24 protein-coding genes, 1 other RNA gene and 1 pseudogene are annotated in these 23317 nt (G+C 67.7%); 8 read left to right on the top strand and 18 right to left on the bottom strand.

The window, feature by feature from the left end; translation table 11 throughout:
- The 5 genes from AOZ13_RS00340 to AOZ13_RS00320 are packed head-to-tail and all read right to left on the bottom strand — an operon-like array spanning nt 1 to nt 4320.
- On the bottom strand, nt 1-1680 hold the full coding sequence (locus tag AOZ13_RS00340; protein WP_020220762.1) for a type II/IV secretion system ATPase subunit: 1680 nt from the start codon (nt 1678-1680) through the stop codon (nt 1-3).
- 2 nt (nt 1681-1682) lie between these two features.
- On the bottom strand, nt 1683-2450 hold the full coding sequence (locus AOZ13_RS00335) for an ATPase domain-containing protein (protein ID WP_020220763.1): 768 nt from the start codon (nt 2448-2450) through the stop codon (nt 1683-1685).
- Between the two features lie 4 nt (nt 2451-2454).
- Nucleotides 2455-2910, bottom strand: a complete 456-nt coding sequence (locus AOZ13_RS00330; RefSeq protein ID WP_020220764.1) for a hypothetical protein — start codon at nt 2908-2910, stop codon at nt 2455-2457.
- Nucleotides 2911-3354, bottom strand: a complete 444-nt coding sequence (locus tag AOZ13_RS00325; RefSeq protein WP_020220765.1) for a hypothetical protein — start codon at nt 3352-3354, stop codon at nt 2911-2913. It lies immediately after the preceding gene.
- Nucleotides 3355-4320: a FlaD/FlaE family flagellar protein gene (locus tag AOZ13_RS00320; protein WP_020220766.1), complete on the bottom strand. Its 966-nt coding sequence runs from the start codon at nt 4318-4320 to the stop codon at nt 3355-3357.
- 153 nt (nt 4321-4473) lie between these two features.
- Between AOZ13_RS00320 and AOZ13_RS00315 the strand changes: the two genes are divergently transcribed.
- The gene (locus AOZ13_RS00315) at nt 4474-5085 is read left to right on the top strand and encodes a hypothetical protein (RefSeq protein ID WP_020220767.1); all 612 of its coding nucleotides are present in this window, start codon (nt 4474-4476) and stop codon (nt 5083-5085) included.
- On the opposite strand, the gene AOZ13_RS00310 is transcribed toward AOZ13_RS00315, so the two are convergent.
- From AOZ13_RS00310 to AOZ13_RS00300, 3 genes are all read right to left on the bottom strand, one after another.
- On the bottom strand, nt 5086-5457 hold the full coding sequence (locus tag AOZ13_RS00310) for a hypothetical protein (RefSeq protein ID WP_020220768.1): 372 nt from the start codon (nt 5455-5457) through the stop codon (nt 5086-5088).
- Nucleotides 5458-6034: 577 nt separating this feature from the next.
- Nucleotides 6035-6622 carry a hypothetical protein gene (locus AOZ13_RS00305; protein ID WP_148294545.1) on the bottom strand — a complete coding sequence of 196 codons (588 nt, stop codon included), beginning with the start codon at nt 6620-6622 and terminating at the stop codon, nt 6035-6037.
- A gap of 58 nt (nt 6623-6680) precedes the next feature.
- A complete protein-coding gene (locus AOZ13_RS00300) occupies nt 6681-6860 on the bottom strand; it encodes a hypothetical protein (RefSeq protein ID WP_020220771.1) in 180 nt (59 codons plus the stop codon).
- 96 nt (nt 6861-6956) lie between these two features.
- Here AOZ13_RS00300 and AOZ13_RS00295 point away from each other — a divergent pair, with 96 nt between their 5' ends.
- A complete protein-coding gene (locus AOZ13_RS00295; RefSeq protein ID WP_049933624.1) occupies nt 6957-7448 on the top strand; it encodes a DUF7500 family protein in 492 nt (163 codons plus the stop codon).
- A 61-nt stretch (nt 7449-7509) separates the two neighbouring features.
- On the opposite strand, the gene AOZ13_RS00290 is transcribed toward AOZ13_RS00295, so the two are convergent.
- The 5 genes from AOZ13_RS00290 to AOZ13_RS00270 all read right to left on the bottom strand — a co-directional run bounded on the left by AOZ13_RS00290 (nt 7510) and on the right by AOZ13_RS00270 (nt 12941).
- A complete protein-coding gene (locus AOZ13_RS00290) occupies nt 7510-8130 on the bottom strand; it encodes an archaellin/type IV pilin N-terminal domain-containing protein (RefSeq protein ID WP_020220641.1) in 621 nt (206 codons plus the stop codon).
- A 267-nt stretch (nt 8131-8397) separates the two neighbouring features.
- The gene (locus AOZ13_RS00285) at nt 8398-9672 is read right to left on the bottom strand and encodes a hypothetical protein (protein ID WP_020220642.1); all 1275 of its coding nucleotides are present in this window, start codon (nt 9670-9672) and stop codon (nt 8398-8400) included.
- Between the two features lie 147 nt (nt 9673-9819).
- On the bottom strand, nt 9820-10674 hold the full coding sequence (locus tag AOZ13_RS00280; RefSeq protein WP_020220643.1) for an ABC transporter ATP-binding protein: 855 nt from the start codon (nt 10672-10674) through the stop codon (nt 9820-9822).
- Nucleotides 10675-10677: 3 nt separating this feature from the next.
- Nucleotides 10678-11781 carry a FecCD family ABC transporter permease gene (locus AOZ13_RS00275; protein ID WP_020220644.1) on the bottom strand — a complete coding sequence of 368 codons (1104 nt, stop codon included), beginning with the start codon at nt 11779-11781 and terminating at the stop codon, nt 10678-10680.
- Nucleotides 11782-11825: 44 nt separating this feature from the next.
- The gene (locus AOZ13_RS00270; protein ID WP_021779499.1) at nt 11826-12941 is read right to left on the bottom strand and encodes an ABC transporter substrate-binding protein; all 1116 of its coding nucleotides are present in this window, start codon (nt 12939-12941) and stop codon (nt 11826-11828) included.
- A 182-nt stretch (nt 12942-13123) separates the two neighbouring features.
- On the opposite strand from AOZ13_RS00270, the gene AOZ13_RS00265 reads away from it, so the two are divergent.
- On the top strand, nt 13124-15772 hold the full coding sequence (locus AOZ13_RS00265) for a valine--tRNA ligase (protein ID WP_021779498.1): 2649 nt from the start codon (nt 13124-13126) through the stop codon (nt 15770-15772).
- 529 nt (nt 15773-16301) lie between these two features.
- Here the strand turns inward: AOZ13_RS00265 and AOZ13_RS14095 are convergent.
- A complete protein-coding gene (locus tag AOZ13_RS14095) occupies nt 16302-16547 on the bottom strand; it encodes a hypothetical protein (protein WP_159101007.1) in 246 nt (81 codons plus the stop codon).
- 58 nt (nt 16548-16605) lie between these two features.
- Here AOZ13_RS14095 and AOZ13_RS00260 point away from each other — a divergent pair, with 58 nt between their 5' ends.
- Both AOZ13_RS00260 and AOZ13_RS00255 read left to right on the top strand, forming a co-directional pair.
- On the top strand, nt 16606-17031 hold the full coding sequence (locus tag AOZ13_RS00260) for a CBS domain-containing protein (RefSeq protein WP_020220650.1): 426 nt from the start codon (nt 16606-16608) through the stop codon (nt 17029-17031).
- A gap of 208 nt (nt 17032-17239) precedes the next feature.
- On the top strand, nt 17240-18349 hold the full coding sequence (locus tag AOZ13_RS00255; RefSeq protein WP_020220651.1) for an aminopeptidase: 1110 nt from the start codon (nt 17240-17242) through the stop codon (nt 18347-18349).
- A 50-nt stretch (nt 18350-18399) separates the two neighbouring features.
- Here AOZ13_RS00255 and AOZ13_RS15825 read toward each other — a convergent pair whose 3' ends face one another.
- From AOZ13_RS15825 to rnpB, 3 genes and pseudogenes are all read right to left on the bottom strand, one after another.
- Nucleotides 18400-18597 carry a hypothetical protein gene (locus AOZ13_RS15825; RefSeq protein ID WP_449404294.1) on the bottom strand — a complete coding sequence of 66 codons (198 nt, stop codon included), beginning with the start codon at nt 18595-18597 and terminating at the stop codon, nt 18400-18402.
- A gap of 95 nt (nt 18598-18692) precedes the next feature.
- Nucleotides 18693-19367: pseudogene (locus AOZ13_RS15820) on the bottom strand (cation diffusion facilitator family transporter); the annotation flags it as partial.
- Between the two features lie 310 nt (nt 19368-19677).
- Nucleotides 19678-20004: RNase P RNA component (rnpB, locus tag AOZ13_RS00245), an RNA gene on the bottom strand.
- 225 nt (nt 20005-20229) lie between these two features.
- On the opposite strand from rnpB, the gene AOZ13_RS00240 reads away from it, so the two are divergent.
- A complete protein-coding gene (locus AOZ13_RS00240) occupies nt 20230-20856 on the top strand; it encodes a TIGR00296 family protein (RefSeq protein WP_020220653.1) in 627 nt (208 codons plus the stop codon).
- A gap of 3 nt (nt 20857-20859) precedes the next feature.
- Here AOZ13_RS00240 and AOZ13_RS00235 read toward each other — a convergent pair whose 3' ends face one another.
- On the bottom strand, nt 20860-22026 hold the full coding sequence (locus tag AOZ13_RS00235) for a nicotinate phosphoribosyltransferase (protein ID WP_020220654.1): 1167 nt from the start codon (nt 22024-22026) through the stop codon (nt 20860-20862).
- Nucleotides 22027-22181: 155 nt separating this feature from the next.
- On the opposite strand from AOZ13_RS00235, the gene AOZ13_RS00230 reads away from it, so the two are divergent.
- Together AOZ13_RS00230 and AOZ13_RS00225 are read left to right on the top strand one after the other, a co-directional pair.
- Nucleotides 22182-22685, top strand: coding sequence for an ACT domain-containing protein (locus AOZ13_RS00230; RefSeq protein ID WP_021779494.1), 504 nt, complete (start codon nt 22182-22184; stop codon nt 22683-22685).
- Complete coding sequence (locus AOZ13_RS00225; protein WP_020220655.1) at nt 22686-23315, top strand: IMPACT family protein; 630 nt, start codon at nt 22686-22688, stop codon at nt 23313-23315.
- Nucleotides 23316-23317 lie beyond the last annotated feature (2 nt).

The raw sequence follows: 23317 nt of genomic DNA, 5'->3' as shown, positions 1-23317 counted from the left end.
TCAGACCTCCGGGGTGTCCGGGAGCCCCGCGGTGTTGATCGGGAGCGCGCGGACGCCGTCGCGCTGGAACGTCGCGATCGCGTCGTTCACCTCGTGGAACCCGAGGACGTCGGCGTCGATGAGGCGCTCGATGATCTGTGCGCGACGGTCGAGTTCGGCGTAGATGTCGCGGGTGTCCTGATAGCCGAGGAGTTCGGCGATCTGGTCCTCGAGGACGTGCGAGTTGTTCATCCCGGTGAACGCGACGTCGTCCTCGCGGGGATCCCAGTTGAACACCTGCCGAGTGAGGACGCCGCCCTCCTGCTCCGAGTACCCCTCGATCTCCTGCACGCTCGTCACGCGCCGGAGGACGTCGTCGCCCTGCTTCACGCGGTTCTGGAACAGCGCGACGTCGCAGTTGTCCATGAACGGCTCCGGGACGTTGATCGGGTTGCCGGTGAAACGCTGGACCATCGAGACGATGTCGCTCGCGTGGAACGTGAGCATCACCGGATGGCCGGTCTGGGCGGCCTGAAAGGCCATCTGCCCCTCGGCGCCGCGCACCTCGCCGACGATGATGTAGTCCGGCCGGGAGCGCAGCGCCGTCGCGACGAGGTCGAACATGTCGACGTCCGTTCCCTCGTCGCCGCCCTGATCTTCGCGGGTGAGGAGCTGCTGCCACGCGTCGTGCGGGATGACGACCTCCGCCGTGTCCTCCGCGGTGTAGATCTTCGAGTCGCGGGGGATGAACGACGTCGTCGCGTTGAGCGTCGTCGTCTTCCCCGATGCCGTCTCGCCCACGACGAACACCGTCCGCTCGTTCTCCAGACAGAGCCAGAGGTACGCGGCGAGCTTCGGCGAGAGCGTCCCCCACTTCGTGATCTGGAAGACGGAGAGCGGCACCTCGTCGCCCTGCCGGATGGTGAGGCTCGGACCCTTGATCGAGACGTCGTCGGAGTAGACGATGTTGATGCGCGAGCCGTCCGGGAGCGTCGAGTCGATGATGGGGTTGGAGTCGCTCACGGGCGTGTCCATCCGCTCGCCCATGTTCTGGAGCCACTGCTCGAACTCCTCGTTGCTCCCGAAGTCGACGGTGGTGGGGAGGAGACCGAACGTCCCGTGATCGATGTAACACTCCTCGGCCCCGATGACGTGGATGTCTTCGTTCTCGGGATCGCTCATGATCGGGTTGAGCGGACCGAGACCGGCGATGTCGCGCTGGAGGCGATAGCGGATCTTCTGATAGGTGTCGTCTTCGAGGGGGATGCGCGTCCCGATGAACGACTGGATGGTGCTGCCCGCGCCGCCGACGGCGACGACTTCGTCGAGGATGTCGTCGAGGTGCGTCTCGAAGTCCCGCTTCGTGGTCGGCCCCGGCTCGGTGACGCTGCGTTCGAGCAGGCGCTGGCGCACCTCCTCGTACTGCTCGCGTTCCGCCGCCGTCAGCGACGGCTCGACGACGTGGTACATCGTCGGGATCCCCGTGTCGCCGAACACCTGATAGAACGTCGGGTACTCGGAGTCCGTCGAGTAGACGACGTTCGGGTTCGAGACCGCGTGCTCGTCCTCGGGGGCGTCGACGACCATCGGGTACTCGCCGTACTCCTCGTACATCCGTTCGAGGTGCGCGTCGAGATGCGGGTACTGCGCGGCGAGCGATTCGAGTTCCGTCGACGGGTTCGGGGTGCCGTGTTCGGACATGGTTACGCGACGGTGCGGGTGACGATGGTTATCCCGCGGTCCACCTGCACGTCGAAGCTGATGCTGTCGTCGACCTGATCGACCATGTTGGCGAACTTCTTCACGATGATCTCGCGGCGGACGTCCCCGGCGACCTGCTTCGTGTTGAGACGGAGGTAGACGCCGCTCGTGTCGCGCAGCGGTCGGAGCGCGCGCTCGCTCAGCGACTCCGGGTTGACGGTCACCACGACCGTCTTCCCGTCCGCCAGCAACTGTCGGAAGAACGAGAGGACGTTCTGGATGACGTCGTCCTCGCGGGTCTCCTCGAGCGCGCGCTGGAACTGCGGGTCGCTGAGCAGGATCGCGTCGAAGCCGTCGAGGACGACGACGTCGCTCCGCCACATCGTCCCCGCGTTCATCATCCGCGTCAGGAGCTCGCGGCGCGGGCCGTCCTCCGCCGCCGAGCGGTCCCGCCGGCTCTCGTCGATCGCGTCGAAGGTGTCGACGTCGGCGTGGAGGAAGAGCAGGCGCTCGTGCAGGAGGTGATCGACCGGATCGTAGTCGAGCGAGCGCATCTGCTCGATGAAGCTCGCGGACGTCTCCTCCTGCGAGACGTAGGTGGCCGTCGAGCCGGTCTCGCACAGCCCGTAGCAGAAGCGCTGGCCGAGGACGCTCTTCCCGGCGCCGTGCTCGCCCTCCACGAGGACGAGGCTCCCCGACGGGAGACCGCCGCCGAAGGCGTTCGATACCCGATCGCTGTCTTCGAGCCCGAGTTCGTACAGTTCTGTCATTGGTCTAGAGGTAGAAGCGCATGGTCGATGTGCTCCCGCCGGCGAGCACCTTCGCACGGTGTGCCCCGGGATCGAGGTCCCGGTGGACCGTGACCCGGACCGTCTCGTCCGGCTCCCACTCGTCGCCGCGCTCGCCGAGGTCCGTGACGCTCGTCACGTTCCCGTATCGGCCGTCCACGAGGACGTCGATCGACGACGGGTCGGCGGTGAGCGTCTTCGAGCCGCTGTTCTTCACGAGCAGGGTGACGGTCTCGTTCCCGTCGTCGTAAATCGCGCCGGGACTGCCCGGATCGCTCGCGATGGTGACGTCCGAGGCGATGTCGTTCGCCGTGTTCACGCCCTGCTGGCTGAGCGATCCCTGAATGTCGATGACGCTGCCGGTGAGCGTCATCGCGACCGACGTCGCGACGAGCAGCGACGCGATGAAGATGATGAGCTTGGAGACGGAGGTGCCCGCCATCTAGCTCACCACCGTCACGTTCCCGGTCGCCTCCGACACGCCGCCCTTCGTCGCCACGAGCGCGCGCTGGGGTTGTGCGTCCCGGTCGATCGTGATCGTCAGGGTCTCGCCGGGCGCCCACGCCGTTCGATCGTCCCCCCCGTCGACGGCCGTCCGCCTGTCGGTGACGTAGTCGCCGTCGAGGAGGAGATCGGTGTCCGCGACGGCGAGCGTCGTCGTTCCGTCGTTCTCGACGGTGACGGTGACCGTGTCGTCGTCTCCATCGTACGTCACGTTCCGCAGCGCGATGTCCGTGTTGTCGATGGCGACGGCGTGGTTCGTCCTGTCGTTGAACGCGTGCTCGACCGCGTCTGCGCTCGACTGTACCGCGGGGACGATTGCGCCCGCGCTGATGAGCCCGGCGATCAGGAGAATCGCGACGGCACCGCTCGTGCTGAATCCCATCTACTCGCCGCGCTCCCGTGCGATGCGCTGGATGTGCTGGGAACTCTGGTCGTGGATCTCGACTGGGATCTCCTCGAGGCTCCGCTCCGCCTCGGGATCGATGGCGTCCGCGTTCGCGCCGCTGATGAGCGTCTCGAGCTGTCGCTGCACCGAGCGACTGATCCAGCCGATCTGTGCGTAGTACTCGAGGGCTTCGAGCGCGCCCGAGGGACCCGCGGTGTCGAGCAGCATCGAGAGCCACCGGAGGAGGAGGATGTCCGTCGCGTACGTCGACGAGAGCCCGCTGAGATATGCGTCGCCGTCCGCGACCGGCGTCGACGTGGCCGATTCCGTCGCCTGATCCGGTGCCGTCGAGGCGTGCTCGGTCGTTCGCGCCCCGTCGGTCTCGACTGCCTGCTCGTCGCCTTCCGCGCCCGCGTCCGAGCCGCCGCCGTCGGCCGACTCCGCGGACCGCTTCACGTCGTCGAAGCTGACGACGTCGTCCTCGTTCCCGCCGCTCGACGGGTCCGTGACGCCGTACGGCCCGTCCCGCTCGGACCGATCGAACTCGCTGTCGCCCGAGAAGGGGTTGACGTCCTCGACGAGCTGATCGTAGACGCCGAGCATCGTCGCGTGGTTGTCCTCGAGGTGATCGAGGCGCTCTTCGAGGCCCTCGCGACTCTGTCGGACCTCGTCGATGGCCGACTCGTTGTCCTCGACGTCCGACTCGAGCTCGTCGATCCGATAGCGAATGTCGTCGAGGTCGTCGTCGTCGACGCTCGTCGCTCCCCCCGTCTCCTCGACGGTCTCGCCCGACTGCTCGACGGCCGTGTCCCCCCGCACCGCGGCGTCGTTCGACGTCTCGGCGTCCGTCTCCGCGGCCGCGTCACCCCTCTCGGTCCGGGTGGACGTGTCCGACTCGTCGGCATCTGATTCGCCCACGAACGCGCTCAGACCGAGCTCGTCGACGACATCACGGGCGTTCATTCACGCACACGTTTGACGCCAACCGCTCAAGGGCGTTTCGGCCGTCGCGGCGCGAGAACCCCCGCCTCCACCGGAGACTGCCGGGCGAGACCGGGCGGGCGAAACGTGCCTAGTTTCTTTTGTCTCGGCTCGTAGTCATGATCGTGAGGAGCGATGTCGGAACGGGAGCGATACGAACGGATCGTCGACGCGCTCGCGGAGTGGCGGAGCGACGCCGAGTACCGCCGTGATCTCGTCGGCGCGCTCCGCCGCCACCTCGACGACGTCCTCGCTCCGCCGGTCGTCCGCCGCGCCGACAGCGCGCCGTGTGACCTCGCCGTCGGCTCGATCGGCATCATCGTCTTCACGGATTACGGGCGCTCCGCGGCCACCGACCTCCGGACTCGTGGCGATCATTTCTCCCGCGAATACGACTACCTCGTCTGCTACGGTTACGACCTCCCGAACGACGACCTCGATCGCTGGCGCATCGGGAAGGCGAAGAACCACCTCCTCGGTCACGGCATCGAGGACGTCCGCTTCGTCCGCAACGAGACCGGTGACGAGGCGGTCCTCGACGAGGGAAGCCCGTGGCCGGTCCGGTTCTGGCGGTTCGGCGAGGCGATCGTGGCGTTCCTCGCCGTCGTCATCGGTCTCGAACTCGCGATCATCGCGGAGCTCAAGGCCCCCTCGCTGGTGAACGCCTTCGATCCCACCGTCACGCTGCTCGTCGTCACCGCGCTCGCTGCCCTCCTCACGCTGCTCCGCGAGCTCGTCGCGGTATGATCACAAGAGGAAGTGGCTGTAGAGGAAGGCGAAGTAGACGGCGACGAGGACCGCGAGGAAGACGAAGAGGACGAGGAACGCGGGGTGGAACGCCGCGCTGCCGGACGACTCGTCCCGATCCGCCGCCGCGAGCATCGCGCGGAAGAGCGCGTAGCCGATGGCGAGGAAGAGCAGGACGGCGAGCGTGACGACGGCGACGACCACGTCGCCCCGGTGGAAGCCCAGTCCGTAGCCGATGCCGGCGAGCACCAACGCCGCGACGATGACGCCGAGGACGGCGAGTAGCGCGGAGACGCCCGGCGACGACGAGAGGGATAGTCCTCCGGACTCCTCGGAGAGGAGATCGCCGATCGAGCCGCCTTGTTCTGACATGCCGGTGCGTGCGTCCGCTCGCGTCAAAACGCTGGTGGCCCTCTCGCGAGCGCGCTTCAGCACGCGGTAGCGCGGAGCCACCGTCCGCAAGCGCGAGCGAAGCGAGCGAACGGGCGGGCGGACGTTCGCATGGATGTAACAGCACCTGCGACGTCCCCCATGGTACTGCCGTCCTCGCACACGTCGGCGTCGGGAGGAGCCACGAGAACGTCACCGGAACGCTCGCGTTCCGGGTCGCAGTCGGAAACCGTCGGTCTCTGACCACACCGGGACGTACATCGACGGGACAATCCACGCGGACGGTCGAAGGAGGCCTGAAAGCCCCCGCCCGAAGCGTGGACGGTATCAGGAAGTCGGGTCGCGCCCGAGCGTGGGGTCGCGGGGGACAATGTCGGTGCGGGAACGCCCCGCCCTCACGGGGTGACCCACCGCCGCAAGGCGGGAGCGAGCGAGTGGGGTGGGGTGGGTCACAGCGTCCCCGCCGCGAGCACGGCGAGGACGAAGACGATGAGCGCCACGAGGAGGAGCGGGATCACGTTCTGCGGGACGTTCCCCCGATCGGTGCGTTCGGACATCGTCACGCGTCACCCGATGTGGCGTTCCCGCTCGTCGATGCCGTCGTCGCCGACGTCGTGCTCGTCGCGTTCCCGGCCGCGACCGTCCGAACGTACGCGCGGGTGTTGATCGCCTTCTGGAGATACTCGCGCTTCGAGAGCGCCCCATCGTTGAACTTCTGCGCCCACTCGCGCTTCACATGGAACCGATCCGCTTGCCCGCGTTTCCCGCCGCCCTCGTAGTCGGTCCTCGCCCGGTCGGCGACGTGGCCGACGAGTCGCGTCGCGGTCCCGCCGCTTCGCACGTAACGCGCGTAGCCGTTGAGCACTTTTCCGATCTCTTGGAGGAACGCCGTGAGATCGCTCGCGTCCGAGGCGAACGTCACGTCGATGTCGTCGCCGTCGACGCGCATCCCCCGGACGTCGAGCGCGCCGTCACCGTGCGTGAGGAGCCATCGCAGTTCACCGGGTGTCGCCGACCCGTCGCCGTCCGGTTTCGCGGCCGTGACGGTGTGGCCGTCCGGGGACGACGAACCGCCGCCGGTGCACCCCGCGAGGGCACCCACCGCCGCGGTGCCGGCGAGCGCCAGCACTGAGCGTCGAGAGGTCACACTTCACGTCGGACCTCGACTCGCAAGAGGATGACGGCCCCGCGGACCCGGGTCCCGATCAACCGAGCAGGCCGTAGGCGACGACGCCGAGACCGACGAGCAACAGGAGACCGGCGAAGCCGTACTCGACGAGGACGAGGTGGGTCAACTCCGTCTCGTCGCTGTCGGCCAATCGGAAGAACGCGGTGGACGCGATGACGATGCCGGCGCCCGCCACGAGCGCTGCGAAGGAGACCATCGGCCGCGGATTGGGCACCGCGGGGGACAACGCTTGTGGCCAGCGCGAGCGCCGCGGCGCGGGAACGTTTTGTGGCTCGTGGCCCAACGGGCCGACATGGCCGACGAGAGCGAGCCGGACGACGACCGCCAGCTGGCCGCGGAGCACGCCGAGCGCGTCGCCGAACTGCGCAGCGAGAGCGACTCCGGGGACGCGGACGCGATCGACCCCGCGGACCTCGACATCGCGAGGCGCGACGGGGTACGCGAGCGCGGCGAGGGCCGCTACGTCGTCTCGACGAACGGCGAGGCGACGGAAACGCCCCCCGGGACCGATCTCCCGAACGGCGACGCACGCGACGCGCGGGACGAACCCGGCGATGGACGCGACCACGGGGGCGCGCTCGAACGCGTCGACGAAGCGTACGGGATCGCCCTGTCGGCGAAGACCGACAGCGGGACCGAGACGACCGTCGCCACCTCGAACAACATCGTCGAGGTGTTCGAGGAGGCGCTCCGGTGGTACGCCGGGCAGGTCGACGACTCGCTCCCGCCCGAGGAAGTCGTCTCGCTCCTGCTGGAGCAGTCGGATCTCGACGTCGAGTCGTAGCCGCCGCTACGCGGGTAGCGACGCGCGAAAAAGCGAGGAGCGTTCGGAAGTCGGAGCCGCGTTACAGGGAGACGGCGCCGCCCTCGTCCTGCGAGCTGAGCGTCTGCGGAACGGACGCCACGTACGTGTACTGGCTTCCGGACTGCGTCACGATCTGGATCGTCGACTCCTCACCCGGAGCGAGCGGCTTGAGCGCGGTCGTGCCACTCTGATCCAGCGCGATGTTGATCTTCATCCGGTCCGTCCTCGAGTTCAGAACCGGGATGGAGCTGTCGTTGTCCTTAATCTTAGACACACCGAACTCTGCATTTGTCGCCGATGCGGATTCGTTATCACCCGCGTACGTCAGGGTCTTCGCACCGTCTGGCCCGGTCCACTTCACCGACGCCCCGCTGAGGTCGATCGCGTCGGCACCCGGTGACTGCATCACCGTCAGATTGACCTCGTTAATGGTGTTGGTCCCACTCACTTCACCGGTAGCCGAGATCACGTTCACCTGATTCGACACCTGATTGGCGGAGTCGTGACTCGTTGCGGACGCCTTGTTCTGCAGGAATCCGGTCGTGTTGATCAGTACCGTCGCCGCGATGGCTGCGACGAGAACCATCGCGATGAACACGACCAAGGTCTCGATACCGACCTGACCGCGTTCGTAGTCGAAGTCTGGGAGGCTGAGTTCCATTGCGACACGAGAGTGCAAGAACCCTGACTGAAAAAGAATGGTGGCCGTCAGGCCCGAGAGGCGAGCGTGGACCGCTGTGCTGGCCAGTAGGGTTTTCCGGACGCCAACCGCGGGTAAGCGCGATCGGGAGTCGCGCGTGTCGAGAACGACGAGTGAACCGGTGGCTCGGACGGCGCGCGCACGCGGCGTCGCGGCCGGCCACGCGTTCGGCACTCGAACGGTCTCGAACCGCGGCGGCGGCACAGCGTGAGCGAGTCGCCGTGACCGTCAGGCCGTGCCGGCGGTCGTGTCGACCGGGATCTTGTCACCGGCCGAGTCGTGCACGTAGCCGGTGGTCCCGTCGAGATTCAGGTACCGGAGGTACTTCTTGTTCGACCCGACGTACACGATTTCGGGATCGCCGTCGCGATCGACGTCGTCGACGGAAACGCCGGTCTTCACGGCGCTGGGGGACGTGAATTTCGTCATCTCCCCGTCGTCGTCCACGAGCTTGACGTTGTTGCTGCCGGTGACGTACGGGACGCGGGCGACACCATCGCCGTCGAAGTCCGCGGGCGTCCCGACCGATCTGACGTTCGATCCGGGGGAGATCCCCGTGTCGTGGGTCGTTCCGTCCGGATCCGCGTACTTGACGTCGGCGCTAGTACCGAGGTAGATCAGTTCGTCCGCGGAATCGCCGTCGAAGTCCGCGACGCCGACGACGGCCTTCGAGGCGACGCTGAGAACGTGGGTGGGTCCGGTCTCCGGTGAGACCCGATAGATGTCCTTGTTCGTGGCGTTCGAGTAGAAGACGGACGTGTCGCTTCCGTTCCACGTCCCCACCCCGATGCGCGTTTTCGTGTTCGACGGGGCCGGCGGATTCCCGCCGAGGGTCTTCGTGCGCCCGCCGCCGCCGTAGACGAGGTGGATCGTCCCGTTCTCGATGTACGGGCTGTCGTACGCGCCGTCGCCGTCGAAGTCGACCGACGCGGGACCGATGACCGGGGGCGAGCTGTCCAGCTGCGTCGTCACGTTCCCCCGGTCGTACGGGATGGTGTTCAGCGACGACCCCGTCGTGTACACGACGACGCCGTCCCTCAGCGGCTCGCTCGACCCGCCTCGGTACGGGAACGAGAAGTAGTCCCGCGACTCGTCGACGGAGACGACGACGCGGTGGGCGCCGCCGTCGAGGCTCGTATTCGCCCGGATTCGCGCGACGTGTCCGGGCCGCCAGTACGAGCCGTCGGCGACGGAGACGTTCGTGACGTTCACCGGCTCGCCGTCGACGAGGACGAGCAGGGATCCCCGATCGGTCGGGAGCCTGCTCTCCCCCGTGTTCTTCGCGAGGAGCGTCAGCGTGTCCGTGTTCGCGTCGTAGAGGGTCGCACCGGGATCGCTGATGACGGTGACGCTGTGCGAGACCTGCTCGGCGTAGTCCGACCCGACGTGCTCGATGGCGTGGCCGACGTCGCCCGCGATGTTCGTGGCGGTGCCGCCGACGATCGTGCTCAGCGAGATGGCCGCGATGAAGAGGATGACGTGCGTGATGGATACTTCGGCCATGGGGGGCGGAGAGGGTACTGGGTCCGGGTTGTCGAGCCACGGGGATAACTCGTGTGGCCGGGGCGTTCCCGATCCCCGTCGCGTCCCGTCGCGAGCCGTGGAGCGGCGGCTACCCGGAGTTCGTCTTCGCCGTCGATGTCCGCGCGGTCACTCGTCGAGCGCGCGCTTCGGGATGATCCGGGGTTCGGTGCCGTACTCGACGCTGGCCTCGACGCCGAAGACCTCCGCGAGAAGCCCCTCGGTCACGACGTCCTCGGGGCGCCCCCAGTCGTAGATGTCGCCGTCGCGGAGCGCGACGAGGTAGTCGGCGAAGCGCGCGGCCTGCGTGAGGTCGTGGAGGACGATGCAGACGGTGACGCCGCGCTCCTCGTTGAGGGTCCGGATGACGTCCATCACGCGCAGCTGGTGGCGGAGGTCGAGGTACGTCGTCGGCTCGTCGAGCAGGAGCGTGTCGGTCTCCTGTGCGAGCGCCATCGCGATGCGGACGAGCTGGCGCTGGCCGCCGCTGAGGCTGCTGACGTCCGTCTCGCGGAGGTGTTCGATGCCCGCGAGATCGATGGCGCGATCGATCGCCTCGCGGTCTTCCTCCGTTTGGCCTTCGAGGAACCCCTTGTGGGGGTAGCGCCCGTGGCCGACGAGCTCCTCGACCATGATGCCCTCCGGCGTCGAGCCGTGCTGGGAGAGCATTCCGAGTTCGCGCGCGAACTCCTTCGAGCCGTACGCCGCGATCTCGCGGCCGTCGATGAGGACGTCGCCGGTGTCGGCGTCGAGGTGGCGGGCGAGCGCCTTCAGCAGTGTGCTCTTCCCGCTCCCGTTCGGGCCGACGAGCGCCGTCACCTCCCCCTCGGGGACGACGAGGGTCTCGGTGTCGACGACCGGCTCGTCGAGTCCGGGGTAGCCGACGCGGAGGTCGCTCGCGTGGATCTTCGCGTCGGGGTCGGTCGTGCGCTCGCTGCCGTCGGTCTCATCGGACGTCTGCGGTGTGGTATCGATCTTGGACATCGTTCAGAACTCGCTGAAGTCGCCGTGTCGACGCATCAAGTAGAGGAAGTACGGACCGCCGATGATGCCGGTGACGACGCCGACGGGCACTTGGATCGGCATGAGTGCGAGGCGCGCGATGACGTCGGCGACGAGGACGAGCGCCGGCCCGAGGAAGAGCGAGCCGACGACGAGGCGTCGGTAGTCGCTCCCGACCACGGTGCGGACGGCGTGCGGGACGACGAGACCGACGAACCCCACGAGACCGGCGACGGCGACCGCGGTCGCCGCGGCGAGAATGGCGAGCGCGGAGAGTCCGAAGCGGACGTACTCGACCGGCATGCCGAGCGAGCGCGCCGTCTCCTCGCCGAGCAGGAGCACGTTCAGGTGCCGGGAGGCGAGGAGGAGGATCGGGACGACGACGATCGTCGGGAGGATCGCGAGGCGGAACTGCGGCCAGCCGACGCCGGTGAGCGAGCCGGTCGTCCACGCGATCGCGGTCTTCATCGCGGCGGAGCTATCGAGGAAGTAGAACAGTCCCGTCTGGAGGGACTGGAAGACGGTGGCGACGACGACGCCCGCGAGCACGAGGCGCACGGGGTTCGTCCCGCCCTGCCACGCGATGGCGTAGACGAGCGAGAAGGCGATCAGCCCGCCGGCCGCGGCGGCGAACGGGAGGACGAACGTCGCGCCCGCGAAGAAGACGAGCGTGAGGAGGACGGCGAGACCGGCCCCGCCGCTGACGCCGAGGATGTAGGGGCTGGCGAGTTCGTTGCGCGTGACGGCCTGAAAGACGGCGCCGGAGACGGCGAGGTTCACGCCGACGAGCGCCGCGACGAAGACGCGCGGCATTCGCAGACTCCAGATGATGACCGCGGACCGCGAGAGCCATTCCGGGAGGTCGCTCCCGGTGAGGATCGCCGCCCAGACGCGCGCGTTGAAGAGGATGTGTGGATCGGTCAGGACGTCGAACGTCACGCCGAACGGCGTCGGGTACGACCCCTGAGAGACCTGGACGAACGCGGCGACGAAGGCGACGACGACGCTTCCCACGACGAGGGATGCCAACCGCCGATCGCGAGAGTCGAGTCGGGCGTACGCCTCCACCGACCGCGACGACACGTCCATTACCTCCGTTTTGTTTAGGGAACCCTAAATCTATTGCGATGGGATCAGAGTGATCCGGCGACGATGTCCGCGACGCGTTCCCGATCGAACAGCGCCTCGTCGCGGTCGTAGAGCTGCCGTGCACCGCGCTCGGTGAGCACGAGGTTGCTGATGGGACCCTGATAGAGGGGGCCGCCCCGGTAGACGTTCCCGTTCCGGACGGCGGTGAGTTCGCTCGCCGTCGGGTGGTCCTCCATGAACGAGACGACGGTGTTCTCGAACTCCTCGGCGCTCTGGGACTCGTGGCCGCGACAGAGCAGGTAGTCGGGGTCGATCTTGAGCAGCGTCTCGTAGTCGACGTGCCCGCGCGAGGCGTGGAAGTCCCGCACGTCCGTCTCCGCGAACGCGTCCCGGACGTTCAGGTCGCGCCACTGCTTGACGCTCGTCCCCTCGCCCACGAGATACGGGGAGAACGAGGTCGGCTGATTCCCGTCCGCCCAGACGATGGCCACCCGCGGGCGCTCCGCGTGCTTCGTCGGCGCGACCGACTCGAGCTTCGACTGGAACTCCTCGTGGAGGGTCGCGAACGCCTCGTATCGCTCCTCGCGCTGGAAGAGACCCGCGACCGTCTCGAAGGCCTCGTAGAGGGTGTAATACCGATAGCTGTCGTGCCACGCGTAGGTGTGCGAGAAGATGGAGTTCCCGAAGAACGGCGCGACGCTCTCTGCGATGTCGTCGACGTCGGACCGGCTCCACCCCTTGAAGCGATTGGCGAGGAAGTTCGGGTCCATGACGTGGACGTCGGCGCCGAGCGAGTAGAAGCGCTCCTTCGAGACGCCGTCCTGATAGAGCGAAATCGTGTCGCTCTTGTCGGCCGAGACGCCGTCGATGTCGTCGTAGTAGTTCGTGTGCCATCGATTGGCGAGCCAGAGCGCTCTCGGCTCGTCCAGACCGAGCGCGAGACCCATGTCGGCGTAGCTCCCGTTGTTCGCGACCCACGTCTCGGGGACGGAATCGAAGGTCACGTCGCCCATCGGTGCCATCGAGACGGTGTACGATCCACCGGACGAATCGGTCGTCGCCGACGTCGCGTCCCTGTCGGTGTCCCCGGTCCCGGTACAGCCCGCGAGCGTCGCGCCGAGCGCCGTCCCGCCGACGCCGAGGAACGTTCTTCGGTCCACATGCATTTAGGCCAGCCTAAAACACAAAAGGCCGTCGGTACGGTGCGGCGGCGACGGGAACCTTTTTACGAAGCGCAGTCGTCCGCATCGGTATGCGCGTCGCTGTCGCCGTAGTACGTCGGTAGGTGCCGACCCGTTTCTGGCGCGCGTCAGGGCGAATCGACAGCGACGACTCCAGAGCCATGACCCAGTTCCCAGACGACTACGATCCCGCGGAGGTAGAGTCCCGCCTCCAGCAGCGCTGGCTGGACGAGGAAACGTATCGGTTCGACGGCGACGCGAACGACCCCGACACGGCGTACGTCGTGGACACGCCGCCGCCGTACCCGACGGGCGAACTCCACATCGGGCACGCGCTCAACTGGTCGTACATGGACTTCGCCGCGCGCTTCCACCGCCTGCAGGGCGACGACGTCCTCTTCCCGCAGGGATGGGACTGCCACGGTCTCCCGACCGAAGTGAAGGTCGAGGAGAACGAGGGCATCCAGCGGACGGACGTCCCGCGCGACGAGTTCCGCGAGATGTGCGTCGAGCACACCCGCCACCAGATCGACTCGATGAAGGAGACGATGCGCGAACTCGGCTTCAGTCAGGACTGGAACGCCGAGTTCCGCACGATGGACCCCGAATACTGGGGCAAAACGCAGCAGTCCTTCGTCGAGATGGCGGACGACGACCTCGTCTACCGCGACGAGCACCCCGTTAACTGGTGTCCGCGCTGTGGCACCGCCATCGCGGACGCCGAGGTCGAACCCATCGATCGCGAGGGCACGCTCCACTACGTCACCTTCCCCGGCGTGGACAACGACGACATCGAGATCGCGACGACCCGTCCCGAACTGCTCGCGGCCTGTGTCGCGATGGCCGTCCACCCGGACGACGAGCGTTACGACGGGCGCGAGGACGACACCTTCGAGGTGCCGCTCTTCGGCCACGAGGTCGAGGTGGTCGAGGACGAGGACGTCGATCAGGAGTTCGGGAGCGGCGCCGTCATGATCTGTACGTTCGGGGACAAACAGGACGTGACGTGGTGGGCCGAGCACGACCTCGACCTGCGCGCCGTCTTCACCGAGGACGGCCATCTGAACGGGGAGGCGGGCGACTACGCCGGTCTCACCATCGACGAAGCGAAGGAGGCCGTCGCCGACGACCTCGACGCGGAGGGCTACCTGAACGACACCGAACCCACCGAGCAGTCCGTCGGCGCGTGCTGGCGCTGCGACACCCCGATCGAGATCCTCTCGAAGGAACAGTGGTTCGTCGAGGTGGACAAGGAGGCCATCCTCGAACGCGCCGAGGAGGTCGAGTGGATTCCCGAGCACATGCACCAGCGCCTCGTCGAGTGGACCGAGGGAATGGACTGGGACTGGGTCATCAGTCGCCAGCGCGTCTTCGCGACGCCGATCCCCGCGTGGGAGTGCGCTGACTGTGGGCATCGGCACATCGCCACCGCCGACGAGACGCCCGTCGACCCCACCGAGGAACCCCCCGCGGTCGGCGCGTGCCCCGAGTGCGGGAGCGACGACTGGACCGGCGAGACCGACGTCATGGACACGTGGATGGACTCCTCCATCACCCCGATGCACCTCTCCGGGTGGCCGCTCGACATCGATCTCGATGAGTTCGAACCCGTCAGCCTCCGCCCGCAGGGCCACGACATCATCCGGACGTGGGCGTTCTACACCCTCCTGCGCACCGGCGAACTCACCGGCGAGAAGCCGTGGGAGAACATCCTCATCAACGGCATGGTGTTCGGTCCCGACGGCAACAAGATGAGCAAGAGCCGAGGCAACACGGTCAGCCCCGAGGAGGCCGTCGAGGAGTACAGCGCGGACGCCGCCCGACAGGCGCTCGCGCTCGGCGGCCAACCCGGCAGCGACGTCCAGTTCCAGTGGAAGGAGGTCAAATCCGCCTCCCGGTTCCTCACGAAACTCTGGAACATCGTCAAGTTCGCCGCCGGCCACTTCGACGAGGACACCCCGGACATCGCGGACCCGGCCTATCGCGACGCCGACGACTGGATCCGCTCGAAGGCGACGCGCGTCGCGAGCGACGTCGAGGCCGAGATGGAGGCCTACCGCTTCGACGCCGCGCTCCGCGAGCTGCGGGAGTTCGCGTGGAACGACCTCGCGGACGACTACGTCGAACTCGCGAAGGGGCGGCTGTACAACGGCCGACCCGGCGAGCGGGACGCCGCGCGCAAGACGCTCTACGACGTCGTCTCCGCCGTCACCCGGATGCTCGCGCCGTTCAGCCCCCACCTCGCCGACGAGATCTGGCAGTACCTCCCCGGCACCGAGGGGAGTGTTCACACCGCCGACTGGCCCGCCCTCGACGCCTACGACGAGGACGTGGAGGCCCGCGGCGAGGTCATCGCCGAGGCCACCCGCGAGATCCGGGCGTGGAAGTCCGCGAACGGCTATCCGCTCAACGCCGACCTCGACGATGTCGAACTCTACTTCGACCCCGGGAGCGAGGTCGAGAACGTCGACACCTACGACCTCTCCGAGACCATCAACGCGCCCGCTCGCGTCCGCGAGGGACGACCGAACGTCGAACTCGTCCCCGTCGACGTCGACGGCGACGACTCGGAGATCGGTCCCGAGTTCCGCGGCGACGCCGGCATCGTCCTCCAAGCCCTGAACGAAGCCGATCCCGCGGTCATTCAGGCCCAGAAGAACTCCGGAGACACGATCACCCTCGAAGCCGACGGCGAGGAGTACGAACTCGACGCCGACTGGGTCACCGTCGAAGAGGAATACCGCGCCGAGGGCGGCGAGGAGGTCGCCGTCGTCGAGACCGAATTCGGGACGGTCCTCGTCTACCCCTGAACCGTTTGCCGCGCGAGCGGCCGAAGGCCGCTCGCTGGCAAAAGCTTCACCAAAGCCTGCGCGTCGTTCGAGAGAGCTTTGCTCTCTCGTGATGACGAAAGGCGCACCGCGCCTTTCGAACCACCCCCCGTCGCGGCCTTCGGCCGCGGTAGTCGCCGCTTGCCCTCGCGATAGCGCGCGAGTGAACCGCGCGACTCCACACGAGGCCGGCAGGCCGGGTGTGGGTCAGTGGGGGCGTCGCTCCCACGCCACTTCCGGGCTCTACCGAGCCGTCATCGGAAATCGGAGATTTCCGATTGGCGAACGAGACGGCTCTGCCGTCTCGTCAACCGCTCGGTGCGCGGACGCTACCGTGGTATTGATTTTGGCACTTTGGCACCTCTCGATGTGGAACAGGGGACGAGCTAGCCGAACGCGACAAAGCATATAGATACCTATACCATCTGTAACAGTATGCTACCACTCGCGTTCGGTGGTCAGGCTCAGTTGACGCTGATACTCCTCATCGGCGTTCTGATAGTCGCATACGTCATCTACAAGCTATTTTGGAGCGATTGAGCACGTTCGGTGATTCCTCCACGTCGGCCGGATGAACGATCGCCAGCTTCTGTCCACCGTCGGCGGTCAAGCGTATGCGGTGCTCTGCGCCGCGTTTCACCGGTCGCTTTCGGCGACCGGCCTTTTTCACCTCTGCGAGAACTCCGTTCTCGCTGATCCCACGCTCGCTCCGCTCGCGCGGACCGTGTTTTGCGAGGACGGTGAGCCGGAGGCGCATCCGACCCGGGAAAAGATGGGCCACGAAGTTTAGGTGGTCGCCGCGTCCCGTTCTCGATATGGCACAGGGCCAGTCGCTTCCCGTCGAGGACGTATCGCGAGACGTCGTGAGTATTCCCGGGAACGCCCCGCTCGATCAGGTCGCGGAGACGATGTACTCGGAGGACGTCGGCTTCCTCGTCGTCACGCACGAGGGGGAACCCGCCGGCGCGCTCACCGACCGACAGGTCGCTCTCTCGTTGCGGAACGAGGCGGACCCGTCGTCGACGACCGCGAACGAACTCATGACGCCCGATCTCGTGACGGTCGATCGGGACATGGACGTCCTCCGGATCCTCCAGCAGATGAAACTCGAGGAGATCCGACGTGTCCTCGTCGTCGACGATGACGGCGACCCGGTGAGCGTCGTCTCGCTCGACGACGTCCTCGTCCTCCTCGGCGAGGAGATGGGCGATATCGCGGATCTCATCGAAGCGCAGGTCTGAGCCGAATCCGCCTCGGTGAGGGGGTGGGCGGCGTGCACGAATCGCCGCGCGATCCGCGGGCCAGTCGGACGCGTTCGCGTCCGACGCGATCGCGGATCTCATCGAAGCGCAGGTGTCGGTGGCGTCGGTCGCGGAGTGGTCGCGTCCGCGTCCGGGCGCGGTTCGCGGAGCGGTCGGCTTTTTCTCCCGTCCGCGCGAGGGCGTGGACATGGACGAACGCGTTCGCGAGCACGCACGGACCCTGATCGATTGGAGCGCGCGGATCGAGGCGGGCGACGACGTCGTCGTTCGCGTCGGGCCGGACGCACACGACCTCGCGGTGGCGGTCGCGGAGGTGTCGGGGGAGCGCGGGGCGAACGTCGTGACGACGTACGCGTCGGGCGAGGTCACGCGCGCGTATCTGCGCGCGCACGACGGCGACTTCGAGGAGGACCCCGAGTACGAGCGCGCGCTCCTCGCGAACGCGGACGCGGTGTTGACGCTCGGCGGCGGGCGGAACACGGCGGCGACGGCGGACGTCCCCGGGGAGCGCCGGCAGGCGTACGATCGGGCGCGACAGGACGTTCGGAAAGCGCGTCTCGACACGAAGTGGGTGTTGACGGAGCACCCGACGCGAGCGCTCGCCCAGCAGGCGGGGATGAGCTACGAGGCGTACCAGAAATTCGTCTACGACGCGATCAATCGCGACTGGGAGGCGCAGGCGGAGAAACAGTCGCGGGTGAAGGACGCACTGGACGACGCGAGAGAGGTGCGCATCGTCTCGGGGGACGGGACGGACCTGACGATGTCGGTCGAGGGGCGCGTCGCGGTGAACTCCGCGGCGAGCGTCGACTACGACTCGCACAACCTCCCGTCCGGTGAGGTGTTCACCGCGCCGTCCGCCGCGGAGGGCGAGGTGGTCTTCGACGTCCCGATGACGATCAACGGCCGTCAGGTGACGGACGCGCACCTGCGATTCGAGGGCGGCCGCGTCGTCGAGCACGCGGCCGCGCAGGGCGAGGAGGCCATCACGGAGGTGCTGGAGACGGACGACGGCGCGCGCCGCCTCGGCGAACTCGGCATCGGGATGAACCGCGGGATCGACCGCGTGACGGACAACATCCTCTTCGACGAGAAGATGGGCGATACGGTGCATCTCGCGCTCGGGCGCGCGTACGAGTCGAACTTCCCCGCGGGCCGCGAGGACGAGGCGAACGAGTCCGCCGTGCACGTCGACCTCATCACCGATATGAGCGAGGACTCGCGCATCGAGGTGGACGGCGAGGTGATACAGGAGGACGGGACGTTCTGGTTCGAGGCGGGAGGCCCGGAGCGATAGCGACGGCGCGCGGTGCGTCGCTTCGCGTGCGGCGGATGACCGAGCGCGCGTCAGTCGTCGCCGGCGGGGTAGCAGTCGAGTTCGGTGCTGGTGCATTCGCCGATCTCGGCCTCGACTTGGATGGTGGCGTGGTCGATGCCGTATCCCTCGCCGAGGACGTGCCGGGCGCGTTCGAGGACGGCGTCGCGGTCGGTGTCGGATTCGACGACGAGGTGGGCGCTGCAGGCGTACTGCCCGGAGGTGAGCACCCAGACGTGGACGTCGTGGACGTCGCGGACGCGTCGATGCCGGCGAGGGCGTCGGCCACTTCGTCGACGGGGACGTCGCTGGGCGCGCCCTGCAAGAGGACGTTGACGCTGTCGCGGAGGAGGTCTTTCGCGGAGTAGAGGACGAGCGCGGCGATGAGGAGGGAGAAGACGGCGTCGAGGGCGTAGAGGTCGGTGACGTAGAGGGCGACGCCGAGGACGACGGCGGCGAGGCTGCCGGCGGCGTCGGCGAGGAGGTGGAGGTAGGCCCCGCGGACGTTGAGGTTCTCGGTGCCGCCGTGGAGGACGTACGCGCCGGCGAGATTGGCGAGGAGGCCGACGAGGCCGACGGCGACGGTCGGGAGCGGCTTGATCGGCTCGGGATTACCGAGGCGGAGGACGGCCTCGTAGGCGACGTAGACGACGATGGCGAGGAGGACGACGCCGTTGACGAGGGCGCCGAGTATTTCGACGCGCTGGTAGCCGTACGTCCGCAGGCGGTCGGCGGCGCGCCGGGCGACGTAGGCGGCGAGGAGCGCGAGCGCGAGGCTCCCGCTGTCGGTGAGCATGTGCGCGGCGTCCGCGAGCAGCGTGAGGGAGTTCGCGTAGAGCGCGCCGGCGAGTTCGACGACGAAGAACGCCGTGTTGATGAGGAGCGCGATCAGGAGCGCGCGCTGGCTCCCGCCCGTGTGGTCGTGCGAGTGGCCGTGATCCCCGTGATCGTGGTCGTGCCCCTCGCCGTCGTGGTCATGGCCGTGCCCGTGCTCGCTCATCCGGTATCGAGAGCTAATCGCCCCTGTCTTATTAACTCCCCTGCCAGATACCCGCCGTAGAGTGGTATATATTGCTACTTCGAAGGTCTGAGTTAATAATCCGGCGGGAGCGGAGACGGACCACCGGGACTGCCGGCCGGACGAACCGCGGGGCTAGCAACCGCGACCCGAGCGGTCCGTAGGACCCGGAAGGGTCGCGGTTCGCTCGCGGCGAAATCGCGAGGCGCAAACACCCCCGAGGGGGTGTGCAGCGCTTTTGTCCGAGCTTTTGCACGCGCCAGCGTAGCTGGCGCTCAGCAAACGGTCGAAGAGTTGCGGGGAGTAAGCCCCCTTCTGTTCTTCCGGCATTCGGCTGAGCGTCCGCGCGGTCCGTCGGGCTACCTTCCTGTGCGCGGACTTGCACCGGCGAGGGTGGCCGTTCCATCGCTCCTCCGTCCTCATCCCTCGGTGGGTTGACTCCCCGCGGCCTTTCTCGCCGCGGGTTCGCGCACCGCATCGGTCGGACGGAGACGTGTCGTCTCTGTTCCAGTGCCGACGGTCTCCCGCCCCGGGCGTGTGCCCGGTCGCCTGCCCGACTGGTGGGGGGACTTTCCTCATGCACGGCGACGCCGCGCACGGGGGCCGGGCTCCCGCTACTCGTCGTCTCGTACCACCCTGACGCGGTTAAGGCGTTCGGTGATCTGGCATGTCAACGACCGGCACACATCATATAAGTACCTTGTGGCGTCGAGAAATGGTCGCGAGAGGCGCGTTCGCGTCCGTGAGCCTGTCGTTCTCGTGATGAGGCGTCTTCCGTGATATCTCATGGTTCCACACAGCTAGGGAAGGATTGAAGTCCGAACGGACCCTATATGTATGCGTAATGTCGGAGGCCCAGTCGATACACCTTTCTGAGGACGACGGCACACGGGCCGTCGAACTCGCGCGTGACTCGGTCGAAGCGTTCGTTCGTAACGGACAGCGCGAACAGCCCGGGAGTATGCGCGATGCGTTCTACAACCGAACGGGCGCGTTCGTCCGCCTCAAATCGACGCGGGGTCGAGGACGCCTCCGCGGTTGCTCGGGCGCGCACGACTCCGTCCGCGACCTCGGAAACGAGTCGAAACAGTTGGGCCACGCGATCGTCGAGGCCGCCATCAAGGCGGCCAGCGACTCCTCTTGCGGATCGGAGGTCGAGCCTGCCGAACTCGACACCATCCGCGTCTCCGTCTGTACCGTCTCGAACCTCCTCCTCACCGACGACCCCGTCGCCGACATCGAACTCGGAACGCACGGCGTCATCGTCGACGGCCACGGCGAGTACGGCTGGATGTACCCGACCGTCCCCGTCGAGAACGACTGGAGCGTCTTCGAGTACCTCGATCGGACCTGCCGGAAGGCGGGTCTCCCGAACGGCGCGTGGGAGGACGACGACGTCGTCGTCACGCTCTTCGACGGTCAGGTCTTCGAGGAGACGGAGCCGAACGGCGAGATCGATATCCGCGCCTAGGGCCTAGAAATCCGCGTTCTCGGCGTCCGCGTTCGCGCGCATCGCCGCCTCGTCGATGTCGAACTCCCTGACGAGCTCACCGTCGCGCAGCAGCGGCTCTAGGAGCGCCTCGCCGTCCGTCGGGCCGGGGCGGCTCTCGAGTCCGACGTGGTGTGCGCCGTCCGGCGTCCGGTAGACCTGCTTCGCACCCGAGAGCTTCCCGCGCTTCGCGCACGGCTCGCCGTCGCGTTCGACGATGTCGAGCGCGAAGTCCACGGGATCGGCGTTCGAGACGTAGCCGCCGACGCCGAACCCCTCGACGACGTCCCGGAGGTCGCGGAGTTCGGCGGGTCCGAGACCACCGCTGACGAAGACCCCGACGTCGTCGTACCCCCGCAGGTCGAGTTCCCAGCGGACCTCCTCGACGATGTGGCGGAAGTTCCCGCGGCGCGATCCCGTGGTGTCGAGGCGGACGCTATCGAGGCGGTCGCCGAGCGTCTCGGCGGCGCGCAGCGCCTCGTCTTTCTCGTCCGAGTAGGTGTCGACGAGGGCGACGCGCGGGACGTCGGGCGCCACCGCTTCGTCGAACGCCCGCCACGCCTCCTCTTGGTGGCCGCGGCCGAACGCGATGACGAGCGCGTGCGGCATCGTCCCGCTCGCCTCGCGGTCGATGACCTCGCCGCCGGCGACGTGACTGATGCCGTCGAGACCGGCGACGAGCGCCGCGCGCTCGACCATCGCGGCGATCGAGGGGTGGACGTGGCGCGCGCCGAAGCTCAACACTCGGCTGTCCGGGGCGGCTCGCCGGACGTCGAGCGCCGCGCTCGCACACCCGCTCGCGTGCGAGAGGAAGCCGAGGAGGCTGGTCTCGTAGCGCGCGAAATCCAGGTAGTCGCCCTCGATGCGCATGACGGGACCGCCGTCGAAGAGCCTGCCCTCGCGCATCGCGTCGACGTCGATCGGGAGTCCCTCGAGGAGGTGCGCGGCGTCCTTCACGCCGGCGAGGAGTTCGAACTCGCCGGTCGGGAACTGGTCGGCGGTGACCTCGGCGACGACGCGGGGGTTCTTCCCGGCGTGATCGAGCGTCGTGGCCGTGCGATCGAAGTAGGCGTCCGTCGCTCGCCCGTCTCGGATGGCGTCGACCGGCACGATGTCGAAGGGGGCGTCGTCCGACGACGCGTCTCGTGGCATACCTCCGGCTACCGTCGGGGGAGCGAAAAAGGCTGGTGTCCGGGCGATACGACGGACGAGTGTCGCCGACGGAGACTGGTGCGTGCGTCGGGTGAGTGGTCACGACGGCGGACCCAACAGGATTTCACGACGCGTCGCGTACCCCGTCGAAAGGGATGTTCGAGGACATCATGCGAAAGTTCGAGGGGAGTCCCGGTCAGCAGGCCGTCATCCGACTTCTCCTCGAACGCGGATTCTCGGTGAACGACGAGGGGCGGGTGGTCTCGGGCGACATCGAGATCCCGAACACGCAGGTCGCACAGGAGGTCGGCGTCGATCGGCGGGTCGTGGATTCGACGACGGACGCCATTCTCGCGGACCGGGAGCTACGGCGCATCTTCCAGAACATCAGCCAGATTCCGAGCCTGATGGATCTCGCGCCCGTCCTCGACCTGACGGTGGTGACGATCGCGGTCCACGACGCCGACGAGCCCGGTCTCGTCGCGGAGGTGACGGGCGTGCTCGCCGCGCACGACATCAGCATCCGGCAGACGATCAGCGAGGACCCCGAGTTCACGGACGAGGCGAAGCTCTACCTCGTCGTGGACGACGAACTCCCCGGCGAGGTCGTCACGACGCTGATGGCGCTCCCGTTCGTCCGCTCGGTGGAGCTCTCGTAGATGGCGGACGAGACCTACGACACCCTCGCGGGACCCGGCGAGGCGCGCTTCGAGATCAGGGGATCGGAGTTCGTCGGCCGCGCGCGCCCCGTCGAGACGGTCGCCGACGCGGAGGCGTTCGTCGACGAGGTGCAGGCGCGCTACGCGGACGCGAGCCACAACGTGCCCTGCTATCGGGTCAGAGTCGAATCCGGGACCGGACGGTCCCACGGAGGACACCTGCTCCGCGAGTATCAGAGCGACGACGGCGAGCCGTCGGGTTCGTCGGGGAAGCCCGCGCTGAACGTGCTCCAGCAGCGCGACGTCGAGAACGCGGTCGTCGTGGTGACGCGCTACTTCGGCGGGACCGAGTTGGGCGTCGGCGGTCTCGCGCGGGCGTACTCGCGAGCGACGAAGGAGGCGATCGACGACGCGGACGTGGTCACGCGCAAGCCTCGGACGGCCTTCGATGCCACCGTGGACTACGACGACTCGGGGACGATCCGCGGGATCCTCGAATCCGCGGACTGCGAGTTCGAGGCGACGTACGAGGAGCGCGTGTCGTTCGCCGTGTCGTGCGCTCGCGACGACGCGCCGGACCTGAAAGAACGGTTACGGAACGCGACGTCCGGGCGCGTCGAGATCGAGTGAGA

It is taken from the genome of Halarchaeum acidiphilum MH1-52-1, assembly GCF_000474235.1.
GTDB classification, from domain to species: Archaea; Halobacteriota; Halobacteria; order Halobacteriales; family Halobacteriaceae; genus Halarchaeum; species Halarchaeum acidiphilum.
Note: the sequence above shows the minus strand (reverse complement) of the source record. Positions and strands in the feature narration are given on the sequence as shown.

Bases quoted from the DNA above. Each gene is read 5' to 3' on its own strand.
- AOZ13_RS00340 (WP_020220762.1), bottom strand. From the start codon at position 1,680: ATGTCCGAACACGGCACCCCGAACCCGTCGACGGAACTCGAATCGCTC.
- AOZ13_RS00335 (WP_020220763.1), bottom strand. From the start codon at position 2,450: ATGACAGAACTGTACGAACTCGGGCTCGAAGACAGCGATCGGGTATCG.
- AOZ13_RS00330 (WP_020220764.1), bottom strand. From the start codon at position 2,910: ATGGCGGGCACCTCCGTCTCCAAGCTCATCATCTTCATCGCGTCGCTG.
- AOZ13_RS00325 (WP_020220765.1), bottom strand. From the start codon at position 3,354: ATGGGATTCAGCACGAGCGGTGCCGTCGCGATTCTCCTGATCGCCGGG.
- AOZ13_RS00320 (WP_020220766.1), bottom strand. From the start codon at position 4,320: ATGAACGCCCGTGATGTCGTCGACGAGCTCGGTCTGAGCGCGTTCGTG.
- AOZ13_RS00315 (WP_020220767.1), top strand. From the start codon at position 4,474: ATGTCGGAACGGGAGCGATACGAACGGATCGTCGACGCGCTCGCGGAG.
- AOZ13_RS00310 (WP_020220768.1), bottom strand. From the start codon at position 5,457: ATGTCAGAACAAGGCGGCTCGATCGGCGATCTCCTCTCCGAGGAGTCC.
- AOZ13_RS00300 (WP_020220771.1), bottom strand. From the start codon at position 6,860: ATGGTCTCCTTCGCAGCGCTCGTGGCGGGCGCCGGCATCGTCATCGCG.
- AOZ13_RS00295 (WP_049933624.1), top strand. From the start codon at position 6,957: ATGGCCGACGAGAGCGAGCCGGACGACGACCGCCAGCTGGCCGCGGAG.
- AOZ13_RS00290 (WP_020220641.1), bottom strand. From the start codon at position 8,130: ATGGAACTCAGCCTCCCAGACTTCGACTACGAACGCGGTCAGGTCGGT.
- AOZ13_RS00285 (WP_020220642.1), bottom strand. From the start codon at position 9,672: ATGGCCGAAGTATCCATCACGCACGTCATCCTCTTCATCGCGGCCATC.
- AOZ13_RS00280 (WP_020220643.1), bottom strand. From the start codon at position 10,674: ATGTCCAAGATCGATACCACACCGCAGACGTCCGATGAGACCGACGGC.
- AOZ13_RS00275 (WP_020220644.1), bottom strand. From the start codon at position 11,781: ATGGACGTGTCGTCGCGGTCGGTGGAGGCGTACGCCCGACTCGACTCT.
- AOZ13_RS00265 (WP_021779498.1), top strand. From the start codon at position 13,124: ATGACCCAGTTCCCAGACGACTACGATCCCGCGGAGGTAGAGTCCCGC.
- AOZ13_RS14095 (WP_159101007.1), bottom strand. From the start codon at position 16,547: ATGCGCCTCCGGCTCACCGTCCTCGCAAAACACGGTCCGCGCGAGCGG.
- AOZ13_RS00260 (WP_020220650.1), top strand. From the start codon at position 16,606: ATGGCACAGGGCCAGTCGCTTCCCGTCGAGGACGTATCGCGAGACGTC.
- AOZ13_RS00255 (WP_020220651.1), top strand. From the start codon at position 17,240: ATGGACGAACGCGTTCGCGAGCACGCACGGACCCTGATCGATTGGAGC.
- AOZ13_RS00240 (WP_020220653.1), top strand. From the start codon at position 20,230: ATGTCGGAGGCCCAGTCGATACACCTTTCTGAGGACGACGGCACACGG.
- AOZ13_RS00235 (WP_020220654.1), bottom strand. From the start codon at position 22,026: ATGCCACGAGACGCGTCGTCGGACGACGCCCCCTTCGACATCGTGCCG.
- AOZ13_RS00230 (WP_021779494.1), top strand. From the start codon at position 22,182: ATGTTCGAGGACATCATGCGAAAGTTCGAGGGGAGTCCCGGTCAGCAG.
- AOZ13_RS00225 (WP_020220655.1), top strand. From the start codon at position 22,686: ATGGCGGACGAGACCTACGACACCCTCGCGGGACCCGGCGAGGCGCGC.